This window comes from Pseudomonas sp. GW821-FHT01A09, from assembly GCF_058986725.1.
In genome coordinates this window covers 49,254-73,406 of the sequence record NZ_JBYSWB010000019.1, presented here as the reverse complement: position 1 = coordinate 73,406, position 24,153 = coordinate 49,254, and the positions used below count along the sequence as shown (strand labels likewise).

Sequence of the window (24,153 nt, the reverse complement as noted above, 5' to 3'; positions counted from 1 at the left end):
CGATTGCGGTGTATCAGGCTCAACCCTGTCGCTGGCACGATTTTCGGGGGCGAGCCCCCTCGCTACAGTCGGGGGATCGCGATGGCATCAAAGCTCGATACTCATCCCGTCGAAGGCCACTTCCACACCGCGGCGGGTCAGTTCGGCGCGTTCGGCGGAGTCTTCGTCGAGGATCGGGTTGGTGTTGTTGATGTGGATCAGCACCTTGCGCGGTTTGCTCAGGCCGTCCAGCACCTCCAGCATGCCGCCGGGGCCGTTCTGCGCCAAATGGCCCATCTCGCGGCCGGTGCGGGTGCCGACGCCGCGGCGCTGCATTTCGTCGTCTTCCCACAGCGTGCCGTCCACCAGCAGGCAATCAGCGGCGCCCATGCGCTCCAGCAGTGGGCCGTCGACCTTGCCCAGGCCCGGCGCATAGAACAGCGTGCCGCCGGTGTTGAGGTCCTCGACGATCAGGCCGATGTTGTCTCCGGGGTGCGGATCGAAGCGGTGCGGCGAGTAGGGCGGCGCGGCGCTGCGCAGCGGGAAGGGCGTGAAGCGCAAGCCCGGGCAGGCGTCGATGACGAAGCTGCCGTCGAGCTCGATGCGCCGCCGATCCAGACCGCCGTTCCAGTGGGTGAGCATGTTGAACACCGGAAAGCCGGTGGTCAGGTCCTGGTGGACCATGTCGGTGCACCAGACTTGATGCGGGCAGCCTTCGCGCAGGCTCAGCAAGCCGGTGGTGTGGTCGATCTGACTGTCCAGCAGGATGATCGCGTCGATGCCGGTGTCGCGCAGGGCCCGGGCCGGTTGCAGCGCCGGGAAGCTTTGGAGCTGCGCACGGATGTCGGGCGAGGCGTTGCACAGGATCCAGTGCACGCCGTCATCGGACAGGGCAATGGACGACTGCGTGCGGGGCAGGGCGCGCAGGGTGCCATCGCGCAAGCCCTTGCAGTTCACGCAATTGCAGTTCCATTGTGGAAAACCACCGCCGGCGGCGGACCCGAGAATCTGGACGTACATGGCAACTCCATGGCGAAGGCCGAAAATGAAAACGCCCCGGCGAACCGAGGCGTGGTGCAGCGCTTGCTGATCAACGGCTAGCGAAATACATGGTGACTTCGAAGCCGATACGCAGGTCAGTGTATGCAGGTTTGGTCCACATGGGAGTACTCCTTCCGGGTTGTCAGAGCGGTCGCTCGTTACACTTTAGTCTGCCTGGGTGGGCGGACGTTCAGCGGCATAGGGTACATGTTACTGAATTTACCTTCGCGCAGATGCCCCCGATCCTGCGAAAGGCTTTTGCGCGACGTGTAATTATCTGGTCGGTACATTTTATTGGGCAAGTGACAGATGATGAATTCAGCCGGGCGGTGGTGACCTGTAGCGAGGGGGCTTGCCCCCGATCCGGAGTGTCAGTCACCACGGATGACACTGATGTATCTTTCGGGAGCAAGCCCCCTCGCCACAGGAAAGCGGAGAGTCTCACGACATCTGTGCATCCCGTGCCTCGTTCACATCGCGCCACTGCGGCCCGGGCGCGGCCTCGTTGGCCAGGCACAGCCAGCCGCCGGTCGCTTCCTGCAATTGGCGCACGGCATCGAGCAATTGCGCGGGCTGGATAAGCTGCAACGCCTGCTGCAACTGGCGCAGATAGCTGCCTGGGTAACCGCCCAGGTGGGCCTGCCAGAGCGTGTCGGCCAAGGCGCTGCTTTCCATCTCTTCCACACTCAAGCGCGCGCTCAGCGCCTGACACTGATGGTGCAGGCCCTGAGTGCCCTGGCTGGCGATCAGCTTGGGCAGGGTGTCGAGAAAGGCTTCGATGTGCTCCAGCAATTCGACGCAGCCGGTGGCCGGCGACTGTACGCCGAATACCAGCCCGGCGCGGCCGGCGATCTGCCGGAAGCTGCTGAACACCGCATAGCCCAACTGCAACTCGACCCGCAGGCGCTGATAGAACGGCATCTGGCACAGATGGGCGATCAGGCGCCAGAGCGCTTCGTCGGCCACGGTTTGCGTCGGCGTCGGGCAGAACAGCACCAGGGCGTGCTCGCTGGAGTCGGTGGGGACCTGGCTCCACAAGCGCTCGCGCAAGGGCACGATGGGTGTCGAAAGGGTCCGGTCCGGCGCCCCGGGCAGGCGATGCAGTGCGCCATTCAGTGCGCTGCGGGTGGCCTCGCCGATGCCCAGGCCCATGCCGTCCCAGCGCGCCTGGGACCAGAGCTTCTGCAATTTGAGCGGTTTGATGTCTTCATGGGCGAAGCGCACTTGCGTCTGGTAATGCCCAAGGCAGTGTTCGGGCAATCGCTTGAGCAGATGCCGAATGGGCATGGCCTGTGGCGCTGCCGCATCCCGGGGCAACCGCCAGATCTCCGGGGGCGGCGCGGTGAGGCACTCCAGGGCGTGCTCGAGAATCGCCGGCATCGGCTCTTCGACGCCACTCAGGCGCAGCTGCCAGTCATCGCCCAGGCTGCTGAAGTTGACCTTCACCCCGGCCTGCAGCGCCTCATCGGTCAGACGCCGCAGGCTGTGTTCGATCAGTGCCCACAGGCCGGTCTGGCGCGAGGCGTTGAGGCGCCAGCGCAGCGTGAGCACGGCGTCGAAGCCGCTCTGATCGGCGGTGCCGAGGTAGATCATCGAGCGCGGATCGGCGATGGCCTGGTCCGGGCGGCGGCTGGGGCGCAGGAAGCGGTTGCGCTGCGGCAGACGCCAATGCACCACCGGCGCGGCGCTGGTCTTCACCAGCAGGCTGGGCAGGGGATGCAGTTGCCTGTCCGGCTTGAGTTGCTCGAGCAACACGCGCAGGGCCCGCAGGCCGTCGTCCCCCAGGCCGTGAGCTTGACCGTCGGTGCAGGTGCTGTAGTGGCGGGCGAGGTCCAGCGCACCGTGGGACTGGCGCTGGCGTTTGTCCAGCAGCGCGTATTCTTCGCGCAGGCCGTGCCAGTCGTCATGCGCCGCGAAAAACTCCAGCCAGTCGAAGCACAGCTCGCGGATCAGTGCCGTGGCGTGCTGGCCGGCCTCGGTCAGCTTGAATTCGATATTGATCAGGGCCTGCTCGGCATGCCGGTAAAAGGCGCTCAGGCTCAGGCTGTCGACCAGCCCGCGGCGGCGCAGCTCCACCAGCAGGCCGCCCGGTTGACTGCTGGCGAACCAGGTGCCGAGGAAGGCCACGGCCTGGTCCACCTCAGGCGGCAACTGCTCGCAGGCGAACACCAGATTCAGCCGCTCGCCGGGGGGCTGGGCAACGATCGCCTGTTCATCGCCCAAGGCCGCGTCGGCGTCGGCCAGCAGCGCGGGTGGCACCGCCAGCGGCAAGCGACTGCCCCGGTGCAGGCATTGCCCGGCGCGCTGCGCGAGGTTGAGCATCTGCTCCGCGCTTTGTGGGCCGACCAGGCACAGGGTCATCTGTCCGGCGTTGTAATGCTTGCGATGGAAGTCCTGCAGACTTTGCTGAAACTCCGGGCGCGCCACCGGCAGGCTGTAGCGATTACCGGCATGAAAGGCCCGCAACGGGTGCTGCGCCGATAACGGGCTGACCATCCAGAACTCATGCTGCGCTTGCGGATCGCGGGACCAGGCGACGAATTCGGCGTGCAGCACCTCGCGTTCGCGGCGCTGGTTGGCGGGGCTCATGCGCGGCCGCGCGAGCATGTCGCACAGACGCTCTAGGCCACTGGACAGCGCCTGGGGCGGCACCTCGAAAAAATAATCGGTATGGCGTTCCGACGTACGGGCGTTGAGCTGCCCGCCTTGGCGCTGCACGTAAGCCATCAGCGTCTGGTCGTCGGCGAAGCGTTCGGTGCCCAGAAACAGCAAATGCTCGAGAAAATGCGCCAGCCCTGGCCAGGCGTTCGGCACGTCATGACTGCCCGCGTGGACACGCAGGAAGGCCGCGCTGCGCTTGAGCCGCGGGTCGTGCCAGGCGCTCACCGTGAGCCCGTTCTCGAGCACCCGCTGGTCACGGGGTGAAGAGATTGCATCTTCCATGGAGGGTTCCGCAGTGGTGGTCAGGACAAGGCCTAATCCTAGCGGATAAAGATCGACAGGCAAAAAGCAAAAAACCGCGCAGGGCGCGAGCCCTGCACGGTTTGTGTACAACGATCGATCAGTTCTTGAGCGCCGCCGAGGTGGTGACGATCCCCGCCGAGGGCAGCAACTGGCTGATGAAGCGGTTCCACCGGGTGATGTTGGCCGGCCCCACGAACACCACATCCGAGGCCTGCAGGTCGAACTGGCGGGCCAGAATGAACGCGGTGGGCTTCTTCGCATCGAGGTAGAACACCGTCGCGGGCTGCTTGACGGTGTTCTGCGCGCCGCGAATCACGTACACCGCCTCGGCATTGGCGGTGTCCTGATTCAGACCACCGGCATTGCCCAGCGCCTCCATCAGGTTGAAGGTGCTGGTGCCGTAGTTCATCACCTGCGGCGCCGCGACTTCACCCAGCACATAGATGCGATTGGCGCGGTTGTTGCCCAGGTGCAACTGGTCGCCTTCCTTGAGGTAGATCTGGTTGAGCACCGAGTCCTTGCGGTTCAGGCTGTCGATGTCCAGCTGGTATTCCTTGCCGTCGCGCTTGAGCAGCAGCCCGGCCAGGTTGGCGTCACCGGCATCGCCACCGGCACGGCTGATGGCATCGACCAGGGTCACCGGCACGTTGTTGAGCACCTGCGGCCCCGGCGTCTTGAACGCCCCCGAGAGAATCACCCGATGGCTGTTGAAGTCCTGCACCTTGACGTCCACCTGCACGCCGGTCAGGTATCTGGACAGCTTCTCGCGCAGCTCCTCGCGCAACTCGGTGGTGGTCTTGCCGCCCGCCTTGACCGAGTCGATATAGGGGTAATACAGCGTGCCGTCATCGCGCACGATGCGTGAACTGGCGCTGCCTGTGTCCTGATTGGCCGGCGAGTTGAGCTCCATGTGATCCCAGACGGTGATCAGCAGGCCATCCCCGGGCCCGATGCGGTATTCCTCCGGCACATAGTGGGTCAACTCGGCCGGCACCGGTGGCGCCTGGTAGATCACCCGTTGCTGGCTGACGGTCTGGTTGGTGATTTGCACCACGTTGACCGGCCCCACGACGTCATCGTTGCTGGCGTCCGAAGGGGTCATGTGTTGACCGGGGGCGAAAACACAACCCTGCAGTACGGCACTGGCGAGCAGGACAACAAATACATTTCGCTTCATCGCATTTCTTCCTTGGAGAATCGGACTTCTCACACGGCACAGGTTCATGAACAGGTTCTTTAGCGCGACCTTTGCAACCGGCTACAGCGAAGTCGCCGACACGGCGACAGCAACGTTGTCCGCGGCCAGCACCAACCGCGGGGTGGGATGGTTGGGCTCGCCGATATTGGCTTCGGCACAGCGCGCCTCGACGAACAGGCGCATTTGTCGCTCGAAATTCTTTTCCGAGAACTGCTCGGCATTCTCGCGGCAGGCGTGGGGGCTGATGCGATGCCGCTCGGTCTCGAACAACTGCACGGCAGCCACCAGCGCCTCGACGCTTTGCTCGTGATAGAACACCCCGGTCGGCGCGCTGTCATCCAGCCCGCGCACGGTCTCCAGGGTGCCGCCGCGGCCGAAGGCGATCACCGGCGTGCCGCAGGCCTGGGCCTCGACCGGGCTGATGCCGAAGTCCTCCTCGGCGGCGAACACGAAGGCGCGGGCGTTCTGCATGTGGCCGCGCAGCACCTCGAAACTCTGATAGCCCAGCAGCGTCACGTTGGGGCCGGCCAGGGCCTTGGCCTTTTCGAATTCCGGCCCTTCGCCGATGACCACCAGTTGCTTGTCCGGCATGGCGGTGAAGGCCTCGACGATCATCGGCATCTTCTTGTAAGGCACCATGCGCGAGGCGGTCAGGTAGTAGTCCTGCTTCTCGACCTGCAAGTTGAAGCCCTTGGTGTCCACCGGCGGATAGATGACCGTGGAGGGGCGGCGGTAGGCTTTCTCGATGCGCCGGGCAATGAAGTGCGAGTTGGCGACGAACTGATCGACCGCCGCCGCAGTGCGCTGATCCCACATGCGCATGTAGTGCAGGATCATCCGCGCCAATTTGCCCTTGAGGCCGAAGCGCATGCCGCTCTCGTTGAGGTACTGGTGCTGCAGGTCCCAGGCGTAGCGAATCGGTGAATGCACATAGCTGATGTGCAGGGTGTTGGGGCCGGTGAGCACGCCCTTGGCCACCGCGTGGCTGCTGGAGATCACCAGGTCGTAGGCCGACAGGTCCATCTGTTCGATGGCCAGCGGCATCAGCGGCAGGTATTTCTGGTAGCGGGTCCTGGCCTGGGGCAATCGCTGGATAAAGGTGGTCTGCGCTCGCTTGCCGCCCAACTTGGCGCGGTCTTCATCATTGAGGAAGTCGATCACGGAAAACAGGTCCGCCTGGGGCCAGATCTTCAGCAGGGCGGACAGCACGCGTTCGGCACCGGCGTAGGTCACGAGCCAGTCATGGACGATTGCGATTTTCATGGATGCTCCTTGGCGCGAGCGAGCGCGCGTGTGTTGTCGCTGACGTTGGTTTTTGTTGGAGGGTCAACGAATCAATGCGGTCGCTGATCAACTGGGCCGATTCCTCCCAGCTGAAGCGCGACACGTTTTGCAGACCGAGGGTGCGCAGGTGTTGCCGGATCGTCAGGTTGTTGAGGGCCAGAGACATGGCTCTGGAGATGTGTTCGATGTCCAGCGGGTCGAAATACAGCGCGCTGGATTGCAGCACTTCCGGAATCGACGCCGCGTTGGCCGCCAGTACCGGACACCCGCAGGCCTGAGCTTCCAGGGGCGGGATACCGAAGCCTTCATACAGCGAAGGAAACACGAACGCGGCCGCATTCTGGTACTGCTCGATCAATGCCTGATCGCTGAGGCGGCCGAGAAACTTGATGCGCGGATCACTGCTGGCCAGCTGCTCGAGGCTGGGGTCGGAGAAAATCGCGCCGCCGCCGCCGACGATGCGCAGCTCGACCTTGTCATGGCCCTTGAGCGCCAGAAACGCCTGGATCATGCGGCTGAAATTCTTGTGCGCGCTGGGTGACGACACCGCGAGCAGGTACTGGCGCTCGGCACGCAGGGGGGCACCGGGCTGGAACTCATCGCTCACGGCGTTGGGCACCACCAGCACCTGATCCGGGGGGAAGTCGTAAAAACTCGAGATCTCCCGTTTGGAAAACTGGCTGACGGTGATCAGGGTCTTGACGTGCTTGAGCAGCAGCGGGGTCATCACCCGGTAGGCGCTGCGAAACTTCCAGCTGTAGCTGTCGGGGTGGCGCACGTAGGTGATGTCGTGGTGCGTGGCGATCTGATTGTTGTAGAACAGCGGCGCGGTGGCGCCCAGCGACACCAGCAGCGGTTTGCCTTGGCTGCGCAGGTAGCGGGGCAGGTCCAGCTGCTCCCAGAGATGACCGCTGCGCTTGCCAATCGGGATGGCATCGAGCAAGCGCGCGGACTCATGCATCTTGATGTCGGTCGGACACACGAACTGCAGATCATTGCGCAACGTTTTTAGCGCCAGGCAAATCTGCTCGGCGAAGCGTTGTACGCCTCTCAGCTCCTGGGTCAGGAATCGCGCATTGAGGACAATCATCGAAACATCCTTGGCATGGCCTCAGGCGAGTGAATGACGCTGGCGTCATCGGGCGAGAAAATCACCGGATGAACAGCCAGTTGGGTTTGCCGAGCGAAATGATCTGCGGGAATTCGCTCAGGGTGATGACGGCGGTGCAGCGGTGTTCCTGGCAGACCCAATGGCTATCGCTGTCGAAGCGGCCGCGGCGCGGCTGTCGGGTATCGATCAATTGCACCGGGCCCTGCACATCGTTGCGGGTTTCGAGCTTGATCTGCCGCGCCTGGCCGATGGCCCAGGCGGCCAGTACATGGTCGTCGTCCGTGGTGAAGTCCATGAGGTACAGGTTGTTGCGGCCCAGGTCCGGGTTCGAGTCCGGGCTATAGCGGTAGCGGGTCACCAGCGGGGCGATGACCTTGAGCACGTCGTACGCCGGTTTTTCACTGAGGTCGCTGTGCAGCAGGCCCAGATGCTGCGGCCGCTGCGGTGCGCTGCTGTCGACCAGTTCGTACCACCACATGCCCTTGATGTCGGGCCGGGTGCGCGCCAGCAGAAAGCTGCGCGCCAGGAACGCCGCCTGGGTGTTTTCGCTGACGCCGCAGTTGTCCTGGCCACTGGGCCAGCCCATGGCCGTCAGGTACAACGGCACCGGACGGCCCGCCAACGCGGTGATGCGCTTGTCGAACTCGTCCAGCCAGCGTATCCAGCTCTCCGGGGTGGACCCCCCCATCGCCTTGCGGCACGCCACGAATGGTCGCAGCGACAGGCCGTCGATGCCGTCCAGCAAGCCGGCCTTGATCCACTGCTCGGCCGCTCCCTGATCCAGTGCCTCGCTGCCGATCGCGCCGGCCAGTATCTTCGCCAGCGGATCGTTGTGCCGCAGCCGCGCGGCGCTGTCCTTGACCCACCGTACGTAGGCGTCGCTGTTGCTGTCCTGGCGATCCCATTCGTTGCCCAGCTCGTAAAAGCTCACCTGCCCGCGGAATGTCTGGCTCAGGTAATCGATGTAGCGCGTGAAGGCCCGGTGCGCGTCATCGTTGCGGCTGTAGCCAGGGTTGTCGGCTCCCAGCAACAGCAGGCTCTGCAGGGACTTTTCCTGCAGGGCATCGAGGAAGCGCGGCCAGTCGGCGACGATCTGCAGTTCCCCGGGGCGGTCTTCGGCAATGCTCCACAGGGCCTGGTCGCGCACCGACCCGACACCGGCTTCGAGCATCAGGCGCAGCGGCCGTGCCAGCGGGCCGCCATCTTCGAGCACGTGGGTGGTGACGCCGACGATGAAGTCCTCATCCCCACGCGTTTGCGTGGCGCACAACAGGCTCAGCAACAGCACGACAAAACGCGGATAACGCGTGCACGTCAGCACAGCGATAGGCGGAGGAATCGTCAAGGATGATGCTCGCTTTGATCGGTTCAAGAATCTTTCGGGGGCAAGCCCCCTCGCTACAGGGTTAGCGGGGTAGCGGTGGCGGTGTAGCGATACGGACGTGTTACGTGGGCGGTGGCGGTGTGGCGATACGGACGTGTTACGTGGGCGGTGGCGGTGTGGCGATACGGACGTGTTACGTGGGCGGTGGCGGTGTAGCGATACGGACGTGTTACGTGGGCGGTGGCGGTATGGCGATCCGGAGTTGTTACGTGGGCGGCGGTGAGGCGATCCGGACATGTAGCGAGGGGGCTTGCCCCCGATGACGGTACGGCTGCAGAAGATCTAAGGGTGTTGCAGGAGGAAATCGTTGCCGCGTTGCCTGGTCTTCTGCGCCAGCACCTGGCTGAACAGTTGCTGGTAGCTGTCGAGCATGCGCTCCTGGTCCAGCAGGTGTTCGACGCTGACCCGAGTCTGCGCAGCCAGGCGTTCGCGCAGCCCGGTCTCGACATGGATGCGCTGCATGGCGCGGCCCAGCGAGGCAGGGTCGGCAGGGTCGCACAGCAGGCCGTTGACGCCGTCCTCGATGATTTCCGGCAGGCCGCCACGGTTGCTGGCGATCACCGGCACCGAGTGGGCGCAGGCCTCGACGGCGACCATGCCGAAGGGCTCGTTCCAGATGGACGGCACCACTGACACATCGATCTGCTGGTAGAAGCTCTCGGGCGACTGATAACCGACGAACTCGATGCGGGGCGAATTGGCGAACTGCTTGAGTTCGGCCTCATAGTCGGCCTGCCCGCGCCCGGCAATCTGCAACGTGGCCTCGAACGGCAGCGCCTTGAATTGCTCGATCAGCCAGCGCAGGCCCTTCTGATCCGAGAGCGTGCCGATGTAGCCGAAACGCAGCGGCTCGGGGCGCGACCAGGCGGCCTTGAAATAGCGCCCGTTGTTTTCTTCGACGTCCGGGCTGCTGTTGTAGATGACGTGGCTGCTGGCGTTGCGAAAGTATTTGGCCGAGGTCAGCTTGTCCAACAGAAAACGGCTTACGCCCACCACCGCATCGACCTGGGTCGAGCGTTCGGCATGGCCCTGGCGAAAATGCTTGCACAGGGTGCAGGGCGTCTTGCAGGCGGCGCCCTTCTTGAACATGTTGCTGCCGGGGCACAGCAGGTACATGTCGTGCAGCACCTGCACGATAGGGATCCCGGCCTGGGAAATTTCGTCCCATACCGCCGCCGACCAACCGCTGAGGTTGTGGCAGACCACCAGGTCGATTTTCTGCTGCTCGATCACTTCCTTGACGTACTGGCGCATGCCCGTGTTGTAGCGGTCACGCAGGTGCCAGCCCAACCGGGCCAGGGCGCCGGGGCGTTGTTCGCTGAAATGCCAATAGGTGTTGAGCAGCCCCGCGCGGTACACCTTGATGCCGCGTACCAGGCTGAAATTCAGCCCGGGCTGCGGGCCGGTGGTCAGCACGGTGACGTCTTCACCGCGCTGATGCAGGCCTTCGACCGTGCGTTGCAGGACGATCTCGGCGCCGCCACCGATATGGGGCGAGTACAGACTGTTGAGAAAAAGTAATTTCATAGGGGGTACGACTCATGGATGCCCAAGCGCCCGGATTCACCGTCGCGTATGGCCTGTTCGATCAGGCTCAGGCGCTGGCTGGAACCGCTTCGTCTGGCGACGTAGCGCAACAGCAGCAAGAACACCGAGCGATTCAAGTGGTACTGCCAGGCCGATTTGGCCCAGACGAATTTGTCGAACCAGGCCTGGTTGCGCGCCGTGTAATACGCGCGCAAGTCAGAGTTGCCGAGCAAGAAGCTCTCGTAGATGTTGTTGGTGCGTGACTTGATGTTCCAGGAGTCTTCCAGATCATCGAGCAGGGCTTCAGTGACCAGGAAAATCTGCCCGCCGGTAGCGGTGATTCGCCAGGTGTATTCGGTGTCATCGGCATACAGCAACAACTCCCCCAGCGGCAGACCGATACGTTCGTACAGGCTGCGATGGGCGAGCAGGCCGCCATAAGTGGTGAAGGGCAGCTTGACCAGCGGCTGCTTTTTGTTCGAACGCGGGCGCGGCTTGCCCCAAGGCAAGCGTCGCCAGAGTTTGTAGGGCAGTTGGGCGATATGAAAACCGAAGCAGCTGGAGCGCCACTGCACGGCGAAGCGCTCCGGCACACCGGCGGCCAGGTCGGCCTGGTGGCCGGGCCTGAAGCCGATCACCGCAGTCTTGCCGCGGCCCATCCGTTGCTCACACTCGGCCAGGCGCCGGTGCAGGGCATCGATGGCCCCCAGGGTCGGGGCGTTGTCGTCGTCCATGAGCCAGATGTACTCGGCACCACAGTTCAAGGCGGCCTCGATGCCGACCTTGTAACCGTTGGCCGAACCGGTGTTGCTGGGCAGGTCGATCAGTTCGATCTGTTGCGGCCAGGCGGCACGCAACGAATCGAGGTCAGCGGCGGAGGCATTATTGACGATGATTACCCGCTCGATCTGCTCGCTTGCCAGTGAGCGGTTGACCAGCGCCTTGAGGTAGCAGAGGCGATTGCCGTAGGTCAGGGTAACCAGTGTCGTTCTTGTGCTCATCGGACTCCCTCCTGTCATCCTTGAAGCCTGCCCGTGCTATCAGCAGGCGTGTGCGACCTCGCGCATAAGGCTGCTGCGTGGCAGCGTGACGCGTTGTTCGCGTTGCATCATGTTCAGCAGGATCACGGCACGCTCTTCGCCGTCGTTGCTGAGGAAAATCGCTTGCAGGTCGCTGTTGCCGGCCTTCACCAGCACGCGCTCGCCTTGCACGAAGGGGGTCAGGGTCGCGGCCACCGGCACGCGCACGCGCTGCTGGATCTGCTCGATCAGGGCGTCGGGCACCGGGCACGGCGTGTTGCCGAACGAGACGATGCGCGACACGCCGCGGGTCGAGCGAATCGGGTACCAGCTGTGGCTCAGGTCCATGCGAATGAACAGGTAGCCCGGAAACAGCGCCTCGTCGACCAGTCGCCGGGTCTTGCTGGCAGCCGGCTGTGGCTGCACCGGGCGGTAGCATTCGAACTGCTGGCGCAACAGGTGTTCTTCGGCACGCGCTTCTTGCCGCGGTTTGGTCTGAATCAGATACCAGGTGGCGTTGTCGGCGAAATCAGTCATGAGTACATCTCCATAAACGTAGGCTGGGCGGCAATAGGCGTGCTGACAGCTGTAACTGGGGTGACGTGTGGCAATTCACAGGCGAACAGGGGCAGCCACTGGCGCACTTGCTCCACTGGGTTGAACATCAACACGTCGATAATCGACAGGTTGGCCACGAACGGGCCCTTGAACTGCGGGTAGCTCAGTGCCGACATGCGGTGGAACCGCAGTTCGATACCGTTGCGCTTGAATAACGCGTCCTCATACAGATCGAGGCCGCCAATCGGGTTGAGGAAGCGCTCCCCACCCAGCTTTTTCATGGTCTTGATGACCCGGTCCTGTTTGTCCTCGACATCGCTGATGGCGAGGTCCGAAGCGCGCAGGATGGGCGTGTCTATTTTCAGGAAGGCGCACAGCTCGCGAATGGAAAACTCCAGGGCGCGGGCCAGATTGCGCTCCGGATGCAGCAGAATCTTTTCCAGTAGTGGCAACGTGACATCCGAGTGCGGCGCTCTGGAGTAGTTCAGTGCCAATGTCTTAAAAAGTTTACCGTTCGTCTGGGCGAAATCGTCGGCGATCTGGCGCTGATTGATATGCAGGCCATGTGCCGCCTTTTTCAGCGGCAGGCTGACCATACGGGGCTGTCCGGCGACCAGGATGCGATTGCGGTTGATCCAGCCATCCTTGATGTACTGCAGGTCGTCACCGAGCACGAAGGTGTCCGCGGCGGCGATCAGCTGGAAGTACCCCAGGTAGGGGAACCAGTACGGCTGCATCATGGCAATGGTCTTGGTCATCGGTTGCATCCTTGGCGTGCGCCGGTCGGTCGAGTCACTTCTTCGCAGGGCTGTAGTCGTAGCCGTAGGCTGCGCAGTCGTAGTCGGCGGTCGAGGCCTTGCGGATGGTGGCGTTGAAGATCGCGCCCTTGATCAGCACGCCGTTCTGCGCCAGGCGCCGCTTGGAGGTTTCGATCTCCTTGACCGAGCTCTGGCCGAAGCGCGCCACCAGCAGGGTGGTACCGGCCTGGCGACCGACCAGCGAGGCATCGGTCACGGCCATGATCGGCGGCGTGTCGATGATCACCAGGTCGTAGCCGGGTGTGAGTTCGCGCAGCAACTTGTTGAAGTTGTCGTGCATCAACAGCTCCGACGGGTTCGGCGCCGCGAAGCCGCAGGCGATCAGGTCGAGGTTGTCGACGCTGGTGGCGTTGATCACGTCCTGGGTGCTGACGCGGTTGGCCAGGGCATCGGACAGGCCATGGGCAGGCGCCAGGCCGAACGATTTGTGCAGGTAGCCTTTGCGCATGTCGGCGTCGATCAGCAGGACCTTCTTGCCGGTCTGGGCGATGATCACCGCCAGGTTGCCGCACACGAACGACTTGCCCACGCCCGGCGTCGGGCTGGTGATCATCAGGATGTTGTTGCGCGACTCGAGCATGGCGAAGTGCAGGCTGGTGCGCAGGCTGCGCAAGGCTTCGATGGCAAGCTCCGTAGGCGCGGCGACGCTGAGCATCTTCGATTCACCCGGGGCGCTCTTGCGGCCCTTTTTCAGCCGTTCCTGCAGGCGCGACAGTGGCAGCGAGGCGTACACCGGCATGCCCAGGTTCTCGATCACCTCGGGGTTCTCGACGCCGCGGTAGAACGCCTGGCGCAGGAAGATGATGGCGATGGCCAGCAAGCCACCGAGCAGCATGGCGATGGCGACGATCAGCGCGCGCATCGGCTTGACCGGCTCTTCGACGTTGACGTCGGCGTTGTCGATGATGCGCACGTTGCCGATGTTGCCGGCGCGGATGATGTCCTGCTCCTGGCTCTTGTTCAGCACCAGGGTGTAGGTCTGGCTGCTGACCTGCATGTCGCGGGTCAGGCGCAGCAGTTCCTGCTGGGTTTCCGGCAGGGCCTTGATCTTGTTCTGCAGCGCGGCCTTGAGGCTTTCGACCTGGCCGATCTGGTTGGACAGGGCGATCGACGCCGGATGCTGACGGGTGTACAGGCGATCGAGATCGGTACGCTTGAGGCGCAGTTCCGACAGCTGAGTGTCATACGCCACGGACTGGTCGAGCACGGCCTTGGTCTCGAGGCTCACGTCCACCGACTTGGTGCGCATCTGGAAGTCATGCAGAGCGTCTTCGGCCTTTTCCAGCTCCTTGCGCACCAGCGGCAGTTGCGAGCGCAGGAACTCCAGGCGCTGGGCCGCTTCGGCGGAACTGCGCTCGACGTTCTGGCGCACATAGCGGCGGCTGACTTCGTTGAGCACGCGCTTGGCCTGATCGGGGTCGGCGTCCTGGATGGCCAGGTAGATGATGCCCGAGTCCTTGCCGGCCTCGGACACCTTGAGGCGGTCCTGATAGTCCAGCGCGGTGGTCAGCTCGCGGTTGCGCGCCAGGCGGAACTCGGTGCCAGGCCGGGCCTGCAAGGCTGCGATCTGGATGGACACGCCGTTGCCGGTGCTGACCTCGCCGACCTTTCCTTGCAGCAGCTGGGCACCGGTGCTGTCGGCCAGGGTGTAGGCGCCATCGGCGCCGGCGGTCAGCACCAGGCGTTTGCCGAGCAGGGCGTCGGGCACGTCCAGCGAGTAGACATCGAGTTTCTCGCCGCCCCAGGCGAAGGCGCTCAGGCCGAACAGCGGCGCGGCCACGGTAGTGTCGCCGGTCGGTTTGAACTGGCGCGCCAGCCATTGGCCGAACACCGGGAAATACCGCGGACGTTCGATCACGTCGAGCTTGAGGTCGTTGACCACTTTGCCGAGCACGGTGCGCGACTTGATCAGCTCGATCTCGGTGACTGCTTCGGAGACCGACGTCGGTTTGCTGCTGACCTGCGGGGTCGCGTCCAAGCCGACTTTTTTCGGCTCGATCTGGATCATCGCGTTGGCCTGGTAGATCGGCTGCGCCAGCACGGCATACACCAGCCCCAGCACCGTGAACACCCCGACGATCGAGGCGATCATGCCTTTATGGTCGAACAGCGTGCGCAGGATGGTTGCCATGTCGACCTGGGTATCCTGGTAGTAGTCGACGTTCGAGCGGCTCATTGCTGTCATTTTTTATGTTCCTCGTGACTTAGATGCGGCAACCAGTCATCGACGCAGCGCGAGAGATGATCGTAGGTCTGTTGAAACGCCTTCCTGGGTCGCCGGTAGGGGTCGGCGATTTCCAGGCCTTGCCATTTGCCAATCAGAAAACTCTTGCCGCGCACCTCGGGGGCGATCTCGACCACCTTCTGCATTTGCCCCTGATCCATCAGCAGGATCAGTTCGGCCCAATGCAGCATGTCGGCGCTGACCTGGCGCGCGTGGTGCTTGCGGACCTCGACCTTGGCGTCATGCAGCACCGCCTGGGCGTGCGCGTCCATGTCCTGACCGATACAGGCGTGCAGCCCGGCCGACGCCACCTGCACCGTCGAGCGCTGACGCAGCAGCGCCGCCGCCATGGGGCTGCGGCAGATGTTGCCGATGCACAGGACCAAAACCTTGCTGAACATGGCGCTTAACCCCTCGAAGCCGACAAGTTCAGGCGCTTGAACAGATTGGCGCTGACGTTGCGGGCCACCAGCAGCAGCGCGTTGAGCTTCTGCAGGGGCGAGACCGCCGACAGCGACAGGCCGAAGACCTGCACCAGGAAGTACTCGTACAGCGCCTGATCACCCAGGCGCTGGTAGTAGTTGGCCAGACACGCGTAGGTCTGCAGCGACATGTGCAGCTTCTGCTTGCCGGCGCGCATCGAGAACATGCCGCCGTTGTGCACGCGGTAGGCGCCGGGGGCGATGTCGGCCATGTACTTGCCCTTGCCGTGGGCGCCGAGCAGCGACCACCAGCACACGTCCAGCAGCGGCGCCTGTTCCAGCTCGCGGGGCAGTTCGTGCAGGACGTTGCGAAAGCAGGTGGTCAGGGTCGAGATACGCCGACCGCGCAGCAGCTCCGTGCGGCTCGCGTCGCGTTGCCATTCAGCGCTCAGCTGCACGCCATGGGCGCCTGTGTCGTCGGTGATCAACGCGTCGTGGTAGGTGATCACGTAGTCCGGATTGGCCTCGAGAAAGTCCACCTGTTTTTGCAGCTTGAGCGGGTCGGTCCAGTAATCGTCGCCGTCGCAGTAGGCCAGGTACTTGCCCAGTGCACGGTTGAACAGGTCGGGGAAGAACAGCTTGCCCTGCTGGTACTGGTTCTGGGCATGCAGGATCGGGCGGATGATGTTCGGGTAGCGCTGCGCGTAGTCGGCGATGATCGCCGCGGTGCCGTCGGTGGAGGCATCGTCGTTGACCAGGATCTCGAACGCGAAGCGCGTCTGCTGGGCCAGGAAGCTGTCCAGCGTCTGGGCGATGTAGGCTTTCTGGTTGTAGGCCGGGCAGAGGATGCTCAACAGCGGCGTGGGGGTCGGCGCCCAGTGCTGGCGGATCTGTTGTTCGGTTCTGTTGCTCATTGTCCGATGCTCGGTTTGCTCAACATGAGAAGGATCTTGGCGGCCAGCGGCTTGTAGCTGCCGGCCACCAGCATCAGCGTCAGCAGGCCGCTGACGGCAAGGCCGACGAGGATGCTGATGCGGTCGTCGCCGGCGATGGCGTTGAACAGCGGTTGGGTGACGAGTACGCCGATGGCGGTCATCAGGCTGATGCGCAGGATGTCGTGCAGCCAGGTGCCGTGGATGTCGCGCGCCAGGTTGTGGTGAACGATCTGCGGCCAGATGGCGAACGACACCAGACGCAGCACGAACCAGGCGACCGCGGCGCCCAGCGCGCCCTTGGTCTGTACCGCGTAGAACATCACCGGCACGGTGATCACCGCCGAGGCCAGCGAGTACCAGACATGCAGGCGGAACTGGCCATGGGCGTACTGCAGGTGGTACTGGAAGGCACTGACCGACATGATCGCGGTGCCCAGCGCATACCAGAGCAGGATCGGCTGGCACCAGGCGGCGGCCGCGCGGTCACCGCTCCAGGCGTAGATCAGGTCGCCGGCGTGCAGGGCGATGATCGCCGCCAGCGGGAACAGAAAGGTGCAGGCCAGGCGGCTGGCGGCCAGGTACAACAGCTGCATGTCGTGCTCGCGCCCTTCGGCCATCAGCACCGTCATGCGCGGCAGCAGGGTCTGCACCATGGGGTTGATCAGCATCAGGATGCCGGTGGTCATCAGCGCCACCAGCGAGAAATAGCCGTACTCGGTGAGCAGCAGTTGCTCGGACAGCAGCATCTTGTCGAGCTGGGTAAGGATGATCCACAGAATCGAGGTGCCGCTGATGCTCAGTGCGAAGGGCACGATCGGCTTGACCAGTGCCCAGTTGAAGCCACTCAGCCATTGCGGTGCGGGCAGGCGCTGGTAGGCCTTGAAGGCGAAGATCAAGGTTTCGATCACTGCCACCAGCAGCTGGAACTCGAAGAACACCAGCGCGTTCTGCGAGACTTCGGCCACCAGAAACAAGCCACCGAAATAGCGCAGGGTAGCGATCACCACATTGGCGCCGTTGAGCCAGGCGTGCATCTCCAGGCCTTGCAGGCCGCTTTTGTACAGCGTGGCATAAAGGCGCAAGGCGACCATCACGCCCATCAGGGTGATGCATTGCACCAGGGTGGCGGTGTCCAGCGCCTGGGCGTTGAGCCAGTGCTCGGCGAGCCAGGGGCTGATCAACCATACCGCCAGGCAGGTGATCAGGGTCAGCGGCAAGAAGATCACTTCGAACGAGCGCATCAGCCAGCCGCCATCGCGCTGGCCTTCCTGCGCCTGGCTCTGGTGGTGAGCGATCTGGCGTACCAGCGAGGGCGACAGGCCCACATCCAACAGCATCAGCCAGGCTTGCAGCACCGCGTAGAAGCCGATCAGGCCATACACCTCGGCACCCAGATGGACGAGGTAGAAGGGCATGATCAAAATGCCGACCAGCAGCGTGTACGCCTGGCCGGCGTAGCTGAGCAGTGTGTTCTGGACGACTGAAAGCTTCTTGCTCATTGGCACTACCTGAGAACGTCCGTTAAACAACTTTGGCCAGGGTGGCGGTGGTACTGGCAGGCTCGCTTTCACTGAGCAGCGTTTCAACGATCCGGTCCTGGACTTCACGGGGCAGCCCCGGGTAGATCGGCAGGCACAGGATGCGTTGGCTGAGGCTTTGCGAATGGGGCTGCGGGGCTTGCGGTTGCAGGTAGTCGACGGTGTCGAGCGACGGATAGAAGTAGCGCCGCGGGTTGATGTCGTGGGCCTGCAAGGCGGCGCGGGCGCTGAGCATGTGGGCGTTGTCACGCAGCGCCACCGGGAAGTAGCTGTGGTTGACTTCGCTCAGCTCGCTGGCCTGCTGCAGGTCCATGTGGCCGCCCAGCGCCTGGGTGTAGCGGTGGGCAATGTCGGCGCGCTGTTCGAGGATGATGTCCATGTCATCGAGGATGCACAGGCCCATGGCCGCAGAGAATTCGTTGAGCTTGGCGTTGATGCCCAGGCCTTCGATGGTCTCGAAGTCGGCGATGCCGAAGTTGCCCAGCAGCCTGGCCCGCTCGGCCACATCGGCATCGTTGGTGACGATGGCGCCGCCTTCGATGGTGTGGAACAGCTTGGTGGCGTGAAAGCTCAGGGTGGTGGCGTCGCCCCAATTGAGCACCGAGTGCCCGGCGTGGCGGGCAGCGAAGGCATGGGCACCGTCGTAAACGACCTTGAGCTGATGCTGACGGGCGACCTGCTCGATGCGTTCCACCGCGCAGGGGTTGCCGAACACGTGGGTGGCGACGATGGCGCTGGTGTCGGCGCACAGGTTGCGGGCGATCTGCTCGGGGTCGAGGTTCCAGGTCAGCGGATCGATATCAGCGAACACCGGGCGGATGTTCTCCCATTGCAGGGTGCTGCTGGTGGCGATGAAGCTGAACGGCGTGGTGATCGCGCTGCCGCTCAGGCCCAGGGCGCGATAGGCGATCTGCAGTGCCAGGGTGCCGTTGTTGGTAAGGATGATGTGGCGCACGCCCAGGTAATCCTTGAGCCGCTCTTCGAGCTCGCAGCTCAGCGGGCCATGGTTGGTCAGCCACCGCGAGGCATAGATCGAGTCGACGTACGCCTTGAATTTCTTGATGTTGCCCATGTAGGACTTGGTGACGTTGATCATGCAACCTTCCTCGCGCAAGCCGTGCGCTGTGGTGAGCTTCACTGGGGGCCAGGGCCGTTCAGGTCAGGACACAGTGGTTTTGGTTCGGGCCACTGCCTTGCGCGCCCGGTGCTGGTTCAACTTCAAGATCAAACGGGTAGCCAGGCTGCCGGCGTGAGGGTCGCCGAAATGCATGAGGGCGGTAGCGCGGCAGAATTGCGGGCTGCAGGGCTCGTTGGCGTGCAGCGAGCGATAACCCCAGAACAGGTACACGTTGCCCGGCACGATGCGCAGGGTGGTGGGCTTGAGCCATTGATGGCGGATGCCCCAGGCCAGCAGACGGCGGGTGAATTTATTCTGCAGCAGGGCCTTCTCGACGATGTTGAACAGCACGCTGCCGCGCACTCGGCGCAGATTGGGGAACATCACCAGGTCACCGCGCTGCTCGCCTTCGGTTGGGGTAAAGATCGGGATCAGCACCGTGATCAGCGTGGCGTCGTAGTGGAAGGCGTTGGATTCCTTGAGGCCCGAGCCGCCTTGTACGCAGCGCAGCACCGGGAACACCTGGCGGCTGGCCGGGGCATGGCCGGTGGCCAACTGGTGCAGGCGGCCGAGGCTGGCGACGAAGTCCGGGGATTTGCCCAGGGCCGCCAAGGCGCTGCCTTCGAGTGCCTGGTAGCCGTGGTAGGCGAAATACTGGTTGTTGTGGCGGGCCGCCTGGGCGTCGACGTAGGCGCGCAACTCGGCCAGCGCCTCGCTGCTCAGGGCGCGTTCGATCATGCCGTGCCCTTGGGTGTTCATGTCGGCGACCAGGCGTTTGGCAGTAGCGTCGTCAATGTTCAACAAGTGCGACATGGCGGTAGAACTCTAGAGGTTAATTGAAGGATGTGACTCAGGTATTCCGTGACGCCAAGTTCAACTTTTCAATTGGCAAAGCTACCGCCCATTCCCAACTTTCTCGGGCTTGGAAAGTTGCCAGTTTTGGCAACTCTTTCGTACTTTGTATTACAACCACGCTACCGCCAGATTGCGCATTGATTATGGCAATCCGAATAACGGACATGACTCTCCCACACGCCCTGAATAACCGGGAATCGAATCGAGGGACGAGCAGTTCGCTACAAATGTTCTGTGTTGAGTACGACTTCAGCGATGCGCCGGATTCTGATGACTCGGCTGCAGCCACGTCGATTCCTCATCAAGGGTCGCCGTGGATGGGAGATATATCGTCCTCGCGGGGGTGGACTGTCAATCGCTTTCGTCAAAAAAAGTTTCAGGTGGGGGTGTTTGTGGCTGTTTTTTATATAACTCATTGATTTATATAGTGATTAAAACTTGACGCTGGCATTGTGCTGGTTTTTTGCAAGGGGTGGTGGCGTTTTAGTCGCTTTTTGCCTTCATTACGTCCTAAGCCCCAGTATTCAATGGGTTTAGCCCATTTTGGCGGGTTGCACGCGTGGATTTATCGCAGATCTGGTACGAAATTTACGTCGCCAAAAAAACGGCAGTGTCATTTTTAGAGGCGTTTCGTGGCGAAATATTGACTATTTCTCGACGGGAAGGCGGTAGGTCTCCGGCCGCAGATCGGCCAGATAGCGGTTGAATTGCCGTGCCGTGTCAAAAGCCGGACGCTCTACGTCGACCATCAGTACCGATTGCTGAGTGCCAGCTGCGCCCAAGACGCTGCCGTCTGCGGCGGCGACACTGCTGAGCCCGCAGTACTCGATGGTACCCTCGTTGCCAGCGTAGTTGGCGTACGCCACCACGCACTGATTTTCGAAGGCGCGGCTGCGCACGGTCACCTCGGCGACGAACTGGTAGGGCAGCATGTTGGCGGTAGGCACCAGAATCAGCTCGGCCCCGGCCTGCGCCAGCTGGCGGGCGTTTTCCGGGAATTCCAGGTCGTAGCAGATCAGCAGGCCGAGGCTCCAGCCGTCGAGGGAGATCAAGGCGCTGGGGGCCTGGCCGGGGCTGAACATGGCCTGGTCCAGCGCGCCGAACAGGTGGGTCTTGCGGTAGTTGCCCAGGCGCTGGCCGTGGCGGTCGATGAGCTGCACGGCGTTGAACAGCTGGCCGTCGGCGGCGCGCTCCGGGTAGCCATAGAGGATGGCGATATTGTGCTGGCGGGCCATGGCGGCGATCTGGCGGGCGCTGCGGCCGTCGGCGGGCTCGGCCAGGCGGGCGACCGCGTCAGCGCCGATGTTGTAGCCGCTGAGGAACATCTCCGGGGTGATCAGCAGGTCTGCGCCTGCGGCGGCGCAGGCGCTGGCTTGTTGTTCAAGGCGCAGGAGGTTGGCCGCAGTGTCCAGTGGCAGGGGGTGGCATTGGTAGAGGGCCAGGCGCATGGTGGAATCCTCGAATAAGTCAGAGCGAACACTGTAGCGGGGGGGCTTGCCCCCGAAAATGGTCTCAGCTTCCTTGATATGGCTGACCCAGCGAATCGGGGGCAAGCCCCCTCGCTGCAGGTGCTGAGGCTTGCTTGTTCAATCCGGCAAGGCAATCGGCCCGATCTCGTCGAACACATCCCCCGGGCCGGGATTGCTTGGCAACGAGTGGCCGCCGAAGTGCTTCATGATGCCCCATACCGCGTTCAGCGAGGTCTGCACCGCGCCTTCGACCCAGGCCGGCGTCCAGGACACGTCGTCGCCGGCGATAAAGATGCCGCGGTGTTCATCGGCCATGTTCTGCTGCATGAAGTGCGCGTACATCCGCTGGTTGTAGCGGTAATGGCCGGGCAGAGCGCCCTTGAAGGCGCCGAGGAAATGCGGGTCGGCCTCCCAGGAAACGGTGATCGGGTCGCCAATGACGTGGCCGGCGATGTCCACTTTGGGGTAGATCTTCTTCAGCGCGTCGAGGGCCAGCTTGACGCGCTTTTCTACTGGATGGGGCAGCATTTTCAGGGCATCGCTCATCCATGAATAGGACAGGCAGATGACCCCCGGCTTGTCGTCGCCGTTGTCGAACAGGTAGGTGCCACGGGTCAGGCGGTCGGTCAGGGTCATGCTCATCAGGTCGCGCCCGGTCTCTGGGTCCTTGTCCTTCCAGAACGGCCGATCGACCATGACGAAGGTCTTCGACGACTGCATGTAGCGGGTGCGGTCCAGGGCCATCCACATCTTTTGCGAGAACAGCGATTCCTCGACATCGATCTGCGTGGTCAGCAGCCAGCTCTGGCAGGTGACCAGTACGGCGGCATACTGGCGCTCGTCGCCCCAGTTGTCGGTGAGGGTGAAGCGCCCGTCGCCGGCCCGGGCGATCTTCTTCACGCCGCTGCGCGGCGCGCCATGGTGCAGGCCGCTGAGGCTGGTGCCCGCCGGCCAGTGCACGCAGCGCTCGGGCACGTGGCGCCAGATGCCTAGCGGCACCTGAGACACGCCGCCGACCACCAGGTGCTGGTGGTCATCGCAGTTGGTCATGACCACGCGAAAGATCTCGAGCATCGAGTTGGGGAAGTCCGAGTCCCAGCCGCCGGTGCCGAAGCCCACCTGACCGAATATCTCGCGGTGCTGGAACGACAGTTTGGCGAAGGCCTTGGAGGTGGCCACGAAGTCATAGAAGGTGCGGTCGTCCCACAGCGGCACCAAGGTGTTCCACAGGGCCTTGAGGCGCGGCACGTCGCGGTCGCGGATGGCCTGCTGGATGTCGCCGAAGCGCGCGCCGTCCTCCAGGGCGTCGGCCCAGGCGTCGGCTACTTCCTGGAACAGCGCGGGCAGGTCCGCCAGCTTTTCGGCGTAGTAGGTCTGGCCTTCGAGGTCGATCACCGTGCTGCCGGAAGCGCCGGTCAGCGGGTTGGGGAAGGGCTGGGTCTCGAGGCCGAGTTTGTCGACGTAGTGGTAGAACGCCGTGGACGACACCGGGAAACGCATGCCGCCCAGCTCGGCGATGATCCCGTCGGTGCCCTCGAATGCCTGAGAGCGCAGGCGGCCGCCCATTTTCGAGGCTTCGTAGATGACCGGCTTGAGGCCCAGCTTCATCAGTTCGTAGGCCGCCACCAGCCCGGCGATGCCGGCCCCGACGATCGCCACTTCGGCGCCATGGCTCTCGGTGGGCAGCACGCCCAAGCCGTCCGGATGCTCGATCCAGTCATCGAAGGCAAAGGGGAAGTCCGGACCGTAGACCGTGATGGGCTTCTTGCCGTCGGCGGGGTGGCGGTTCGGTGTGCGCATGATGGCCTCGCAGGGAAGGGCTGGACGTGAGGAGTATAGAAGTCCGTCATTCTAGAGAGGGTGGGGCACGGTATTAAGATGCAGAGTGGTGTCGTTTTACCTTATTTATGGTCATTGTGATGCACCTGGATAGCACTTTGTAGCGAGGGGGCTTGCCCCCGATCGCGGTGTATCTGATGGATAGCAGTGTCTGGTTGATTTTCGCAGGCAAGCCTGCTCGCTACAGGGGAGGGGGTTAGACAGGCATGCCGCGGTCGATCTTGCTGCTGAGGATGATCGACGTGGTGGTCTTCTCCACCCCGTCGACGCTGCCGATCTGGTCCAGCAGTTCATCCAGCTGCTCCGGCGAGTCGCTGCGCAGCCAGGCTACATAGTCGAACTCGCCACTTACCGCGCACAATTGCTGCACCTGGGCCATGGCGGTCAGGCGCCTGACCACGTCCTTGCCGGAGCGCGGTTGTACGGTAATCCCCACGTACGCCTGCAGGCCGCCGTCCACCAGACGCTGACTCAGGCGAACGCCGTAGCCGGTAATGGCACCGCTGCTCTCCAGGCGGGCCAGGCGCGCGGTCACCGTGGTGCGGGCGATGCCCAGCTTACGGGCCAGCACGGCGATACTTTCCCGGGCGTTGACCTGCAGGGCAGCGATGAGTTGACGGTCGATCCCGTCGAGATTGGCGGTGGACATGGACAGGCGGACTCAGGATTAAAAAGCGAATACGGGAAGCGTGGGCCTGCCCAAGGTACCTTTTTGCGCCGGGATATCAACACCAGGGCGTTTTTTGTCAGCGCTTTGTTGGCGAAACGCCAATAACGCTATTTTTTGACGCCGCGCTATGGCAACTGGCTATCTAACTTTCTTTTTTGGCGTCAAACCGTCGCCGAGCACGCAGGCTCGAATTAATTTAAT

The 24,153-nt window shown here is 63.2% G+C and carries 20 protein-coding genes; all 20 read right to left on the bottom strand.

The features are described from left to right. Window positions 1-87: 87 nt before the first annotated feature. The 20 genes from pqqB to AC3WJP_RS20165 all read right to left on the bottom strand — a co-directional run bounded on the left by pqqB (window position 88) and on the right by AC3WJP_RS20165 (window position 23,931). Window positions 88-999, bottom strand: a complete 912-nt coding sequence (gene pqqB / locus AC3WJP_RS20260) for a pyrroloquinoline quinone biosynthesis protein PqqB (RefSeq protein WP_493722376.1) — start codon at window positions 997-999, stop codon at window positions 88-90. Between the two features lie 70 nt (window positions 1,000-1,069). Beyond that, window positions 1,070-1,141, bottom strand: a complete 72-nt coding sequence (pqqA, locus tag AC3WJP_RS20255) for a pyrroloquinoline quinone precursor peptide PqqA (protein WP_008365141.1) — start codon at window positions 1,139-1,141, stop codon at window positions 1,070-1,072. A gap of 320 nt (window positions 1,142-1,461) precedes the next feature. Beyond that, window positions 1,462-3,963 (bottom strand): pyrroloquinoline quinone biosynthesis protein PqqF, encoded by a 2,502-nt coding sequence (gene pqqF, locus AC3WJP_RS20250; RefSeq protein WP_493722375.1) that lies wholly within the window; start codon window positions 3,961-3,963, stop codon window positions 1,462-1,464. A gap of 118 nt (window positions 3,964-4,081) precedes the next feature. After that, a complete protein-coding gene (locus tag AC3WJP_RS20245) occupies window positions 4,082-5,161 on the bottom strand; it encodes a polysaccharide biosynthesis/export family protein (RefSeq protein ID WP_493722374.1) in 1,080 nt (359 codons plus the stop codon). A gap of 81 nt (window positions 5,162-5,242) precedes the next feature. Further along, window positions 5,243-6,445 (bottom strand): glycosyltransferase family 4 protein, encoded by a 1,203-nt coding sequence (locus AC3WJP_RS20240; protein WP_493722373.1) that lies wholly within the window; start codon window positions 6,443-6,445, stop codon window positions 5,243-5,245. After that, window positions 6,423-7,556, bottom strand: coding sequence for a glycosyltransferase family 4 protein (locus tag AC3WJP_RS20235; RefSeq protein WP_493722372.1), 1,134 nt, complete (start codon window positions 7,554-7,556; stop codon window positions 6,423-6,425). Before AC3WJP_RS20235 ends, AC3WJP_RS20240 begins: the two co-directional genes overlap by 23 nt. Window positions 7,557-7,617: 61 nt before the next feature. Then, window positions 7,618-8,922, bottom strand: a complete 1,305-nt coding sequence (locus AC3WJP_RS20230; RefSeq protein ID WP_493722371.1) for a hypothetical protein — start codon at window positions 8,920-8,922, stop codon at window positions 7,618-7,620. A 321-nt stretch (window positions 8,923-9,243) separates the two neighbouring features. Beyond that, window positions 9,244-10,488 (bottom strand): glycosyltransferase family 4 protein, encoded by a 1,245-nt coding sequence (locus tag AC3WJP_RS20225; protein WP_493722370.1) that lies wholly within the window; start codon window positions 10,486-10,488, stop codon window positions 9,244-9,246. Next, a complete protein-coding gene (locus AC3WJP_RS20220) occupies window positions 10,485-11,489 on the bottom strand; it encodes a glycosyltransferase (protein ID WP_493722369.1) in 1,005 nt (334 codons plus the stop codon). Before AC3WJP_RS20220 ends, AC3WJP_RS20225 begins: the two co-directional genes overlap by 4 nt. A 39-nt stretch (window positions 11,490-11,528) precedes the next feature. Then, on the bottom strand, window positions 11,529-12,044 hold the full coding sequence (rfaH, locus tag AC3WJP_RS20215) for a transcription/translation regulatory transformer protein RfaH (protein WP_493722368.1): 516 nt from the start codon (window positions 12,042-12,044) through the stop codon (window positions 11,529-11,531). Beyond that, entirely contained in the window at window positions 12,041-12,823 is a 783-nt protein-coding gene (locus AC3WJP_RS20210) for a WbqC family protein (RefSeq protein ID WP_493722367.1), read from the bottom strand. The genes rfaH and AC3WJP_RS20210 overlap by 4 nt, the downstream gene beginning before the upstream one ends. 34 nt (window positions 12,824-12,857) lie before the next feature. After that, entirely contained in the window at window positions 12,858-15,068 is a 2,211-nt protein-coding gene (locus tag AC3WJP_RS20205; protein WP_493722366.1) for a polysaccharide biosynthesis tyrosine autokinase, read from the bottom strand. Further along, window positions 15,065-15,508 (bottom strand): low molecular weight protein-tyrosine-phosphatase, encoded by a 444-nt coding sequence (locus tag AC3WJP_RS20200; protein ID WP_493722365.1) that lies wholly within the window; start codon window positions 15,506-15,508, stop codon window positions 15,065-15,067. The genes AC3WJP_RS20205 and AC3WJP_RS20200 overlap by 4 nt, the downstream gene beginning before the upstream one ends. Before the next feature lie 5 nt (window positions 15,509-15,513). Beyond that, complete coding sequence (locus AC3WJP_RS20195) at window positions 15,514-16,443, bottom strand: glycosyltransferase family 2 protein (protein WP_493722364.1); 930 nt, start codon at window positions 16,441-16,443, stop codon at window positions 15,514-15,516. Next, on the bottom strand, window positions 16,440-17,963 hold the full coding sequence (locus tag AC3WJP_RS20190; protein ID WP_493722363.1) for a lipopolysaccharide biosynthesis protein: 1,524 nt from the start codon (window positions 17,961-17,963) through the stop codon (window positions 16,440-16,442). The genes AC3WJP_RS20195 and AC3WJP_RS20190 overlap by 4 nt, the downstream gene beginning before the upstream one ends. 22 nt (window positions 17,964-17,985) lie before the next feature. Then, the gene (locus AC3WJP_RS20185; RefSeq protein WP_493722362.1) at window positions 17,986-19,098 is read right to left on the bottom strand and encodes a DegT/DnrJ/EryC1/StrS family aminotransferase; all 1,113 of its coding nucleotides are present in this window, start codon (window positions 19,096-19,098) and stop codon (window positions 17,986-17,988) included. A 63-nt stretch (window positions 19,099-19,161) separates the two neighbouring features. After that, window positions 19,162-19,932, bottom strand: a complete 771-nt coding sequence (locus AC3WJP_RS20180) for a hypothetical protein (protein ID WP_493722361.1) — start codon at window positions 19,930-19,932, stop codon at window positions 19,162-19,164. Window positions 19,933-20,621: 689 nt separating this feature from the next. Beyond that, the gene (locus AC3WJP_RS20175; protein WP_493722360.1) at window positions 20,622-21,422 is read right to left on the bottom strand and encodes a carbon-nitrogen hydrolase family protein; all 801 of its coding nucleotides are present in this window, start codon (window positions 21,420-21,422) and stop codon (window positions 20,622-20,624) included. Between the two features lie 138 nt (window positions 21,423-21,560). Next, a complete protein-coding gene (locus AC3WJP_RS20170; RefSeq protein WP_493722359.1) occupies window positions 21,561-23,243 on the bottom strand; it encodes a flavin monoamine oxidase family protein in 1,683 nt (560 codons plus the stop codon). A 235-nt stretch (window positions 23,244-23,478) separates the two neighbouring features. Next, window positions 23,479-23,931: an Lrp/AsnC family transcriptional regulator gene (locus AC3WJP_RS20165; protein ID WP_493722358.1), complete on the bottom strand. Its 453-nt coding sequence runs from the start codon at window positions 23,929-23,931 to the stop codon at window positions 23,479-23,481. Window positions 23,932-24,153: the final 222 nt, after the last annotated feature.

What these genes read in the sequence shown, in the direction of transcription:
- AC3WJP_RS20185 (WP_493722362.1), bottom strand. Translation starts at nt 19,098, where the DNA reads ATGATCAACGTCACCAAGTCCTACATGGGCAACATCAAGAAATTCAAG.
- AC3WJP_RS20205 (WP_493722366.1), bottom strand. Translation starts at nt 15,068, where the DNA reads ATGACAGCAATGAGCCGCTCGAACGTCGACTACTACCAGGATACCCAG.
- AC3WJP_RS20225 (WP_493722370.1), bottom strand. Translation starts at nt 10,488, where the DNA reads ATGAAATTACTTTTTCTCAACAGTCTGTACTCGCCCCATATCGGTGGC.
- AC3WJP_RS20170 (WP_493722359.1), bottom strand. Translation starts at nt 23,243, where the DNA reads ATGCGCACACCGAACCGCCACCCCGCCGACGGCAAGAAGCCCATCACG.
- AC3WJP_RS20180 (WP_493722361.1), bottom strand. Translation starts at nt 19,932, where the DNA reads ATGTCGCACTTGTTGAACATTGACGACGCTACTGCCAAACGCCTGGTC.
- rfaH (WP_493722368.1), bottom strand. Translation starts at nt 12,044, where the DNA reads ATGACTGATTTCGCCGACAACGCCACCTGGTATCTGATTCAGACCAAA.
- pqqB (WP_493722376.1), bottom strand. Translation starts at nt 999, where the DNA reads ATGTACGTCCAGATTCTCGGGTCCGCCGCCGGCGGTGGTTTTCCACAA.
- AC3WJP_RS20245 (WP_493722374.1), bottom strand. Translation starts at nt 5,161, where the DNA reads ATGAAGCGAAATGTATTTGTTGTCCTGCTCGCCAGTGCCGTACTGCAG.
- pqqF (WP_493722375.1), bottom strand. Translation starts at nt 3,963, where the DNA reads ATGGAAGATGCAATCTCTTCACCCCGTGACCAGCGGGTGCTCGAGAAC.
- AC3WJP_RS20175 (WP_493722360.1), bottom strand. Translation starts at nt 21,422, where the DNA reads ATGCGCCTGGCCCTCTACCAATGCCACCCCCTGCCACTGGACACTGCG.
- AC3WJP_RS20165 (WP_493722358.1), bottom strand. Translation starts at nt 23,931, where the DNA reads ATGTCCACCGCCAATCTCGACGGGATCGACCGTCAACTCATCGCTGCC.
- AC3WJP_RS20235 (WP_493722372.1), bottom strand. Translation starts at nt 7,556, where the DNA reads ATGATTGTCCTCAATGCGCGATTCCTGACCCAGGAGCTGAGAGGCGTA.
- AC3WJP_RS20200 (WP_493722365.1), bottom strand. Translation starts at nt 15,508, where the DNA reads ATGTTCAGCAAGGTTTTGGTCCTGTGCATCGGCAACATCTGCCGCAGC.
- AC3WJP_RS20240 (WP_493722373.1), bottom strand. Translation starts at nt 6,445, where the DNA reads ATGAAAATCGCAATCGTCCATGACTGGCTCGTGACCTACGCCGGTGCC.
- AC3WJP_RS20195 (WP_493722364.1), bottom strand. Translation starts at nt 16,443, where the DNA reads ATGAGCAACAGAACCGAACAACAGATCCGCCAGCACTGGGCGCCGACC.
- AC3WJP_RS20190 (WP_493722363.1), bottom strand. Translation starts at nt 17,963, where the DNA reads ATGAGCAAGAAGCTTTCAGTCGTCCAGAACACACTGCTCAGCTACGCC.
- AC3WJP_RS20220 (WP_493722369.1), bottom strand. Translation starts at nt 11,489, where the DNA reads ATGAGCACAAGAACGACACTGGTTACCCTGACCTACGGCAATCGCCTC.
- AC3WJP_RS20210 (WP_493722367.1), bottom strand. Translation starts at nt 12,823, where the DNA reads ATGACCAAGACCATTGCCATGATGCAGCCGTACTGGTTCCCCTACCTG.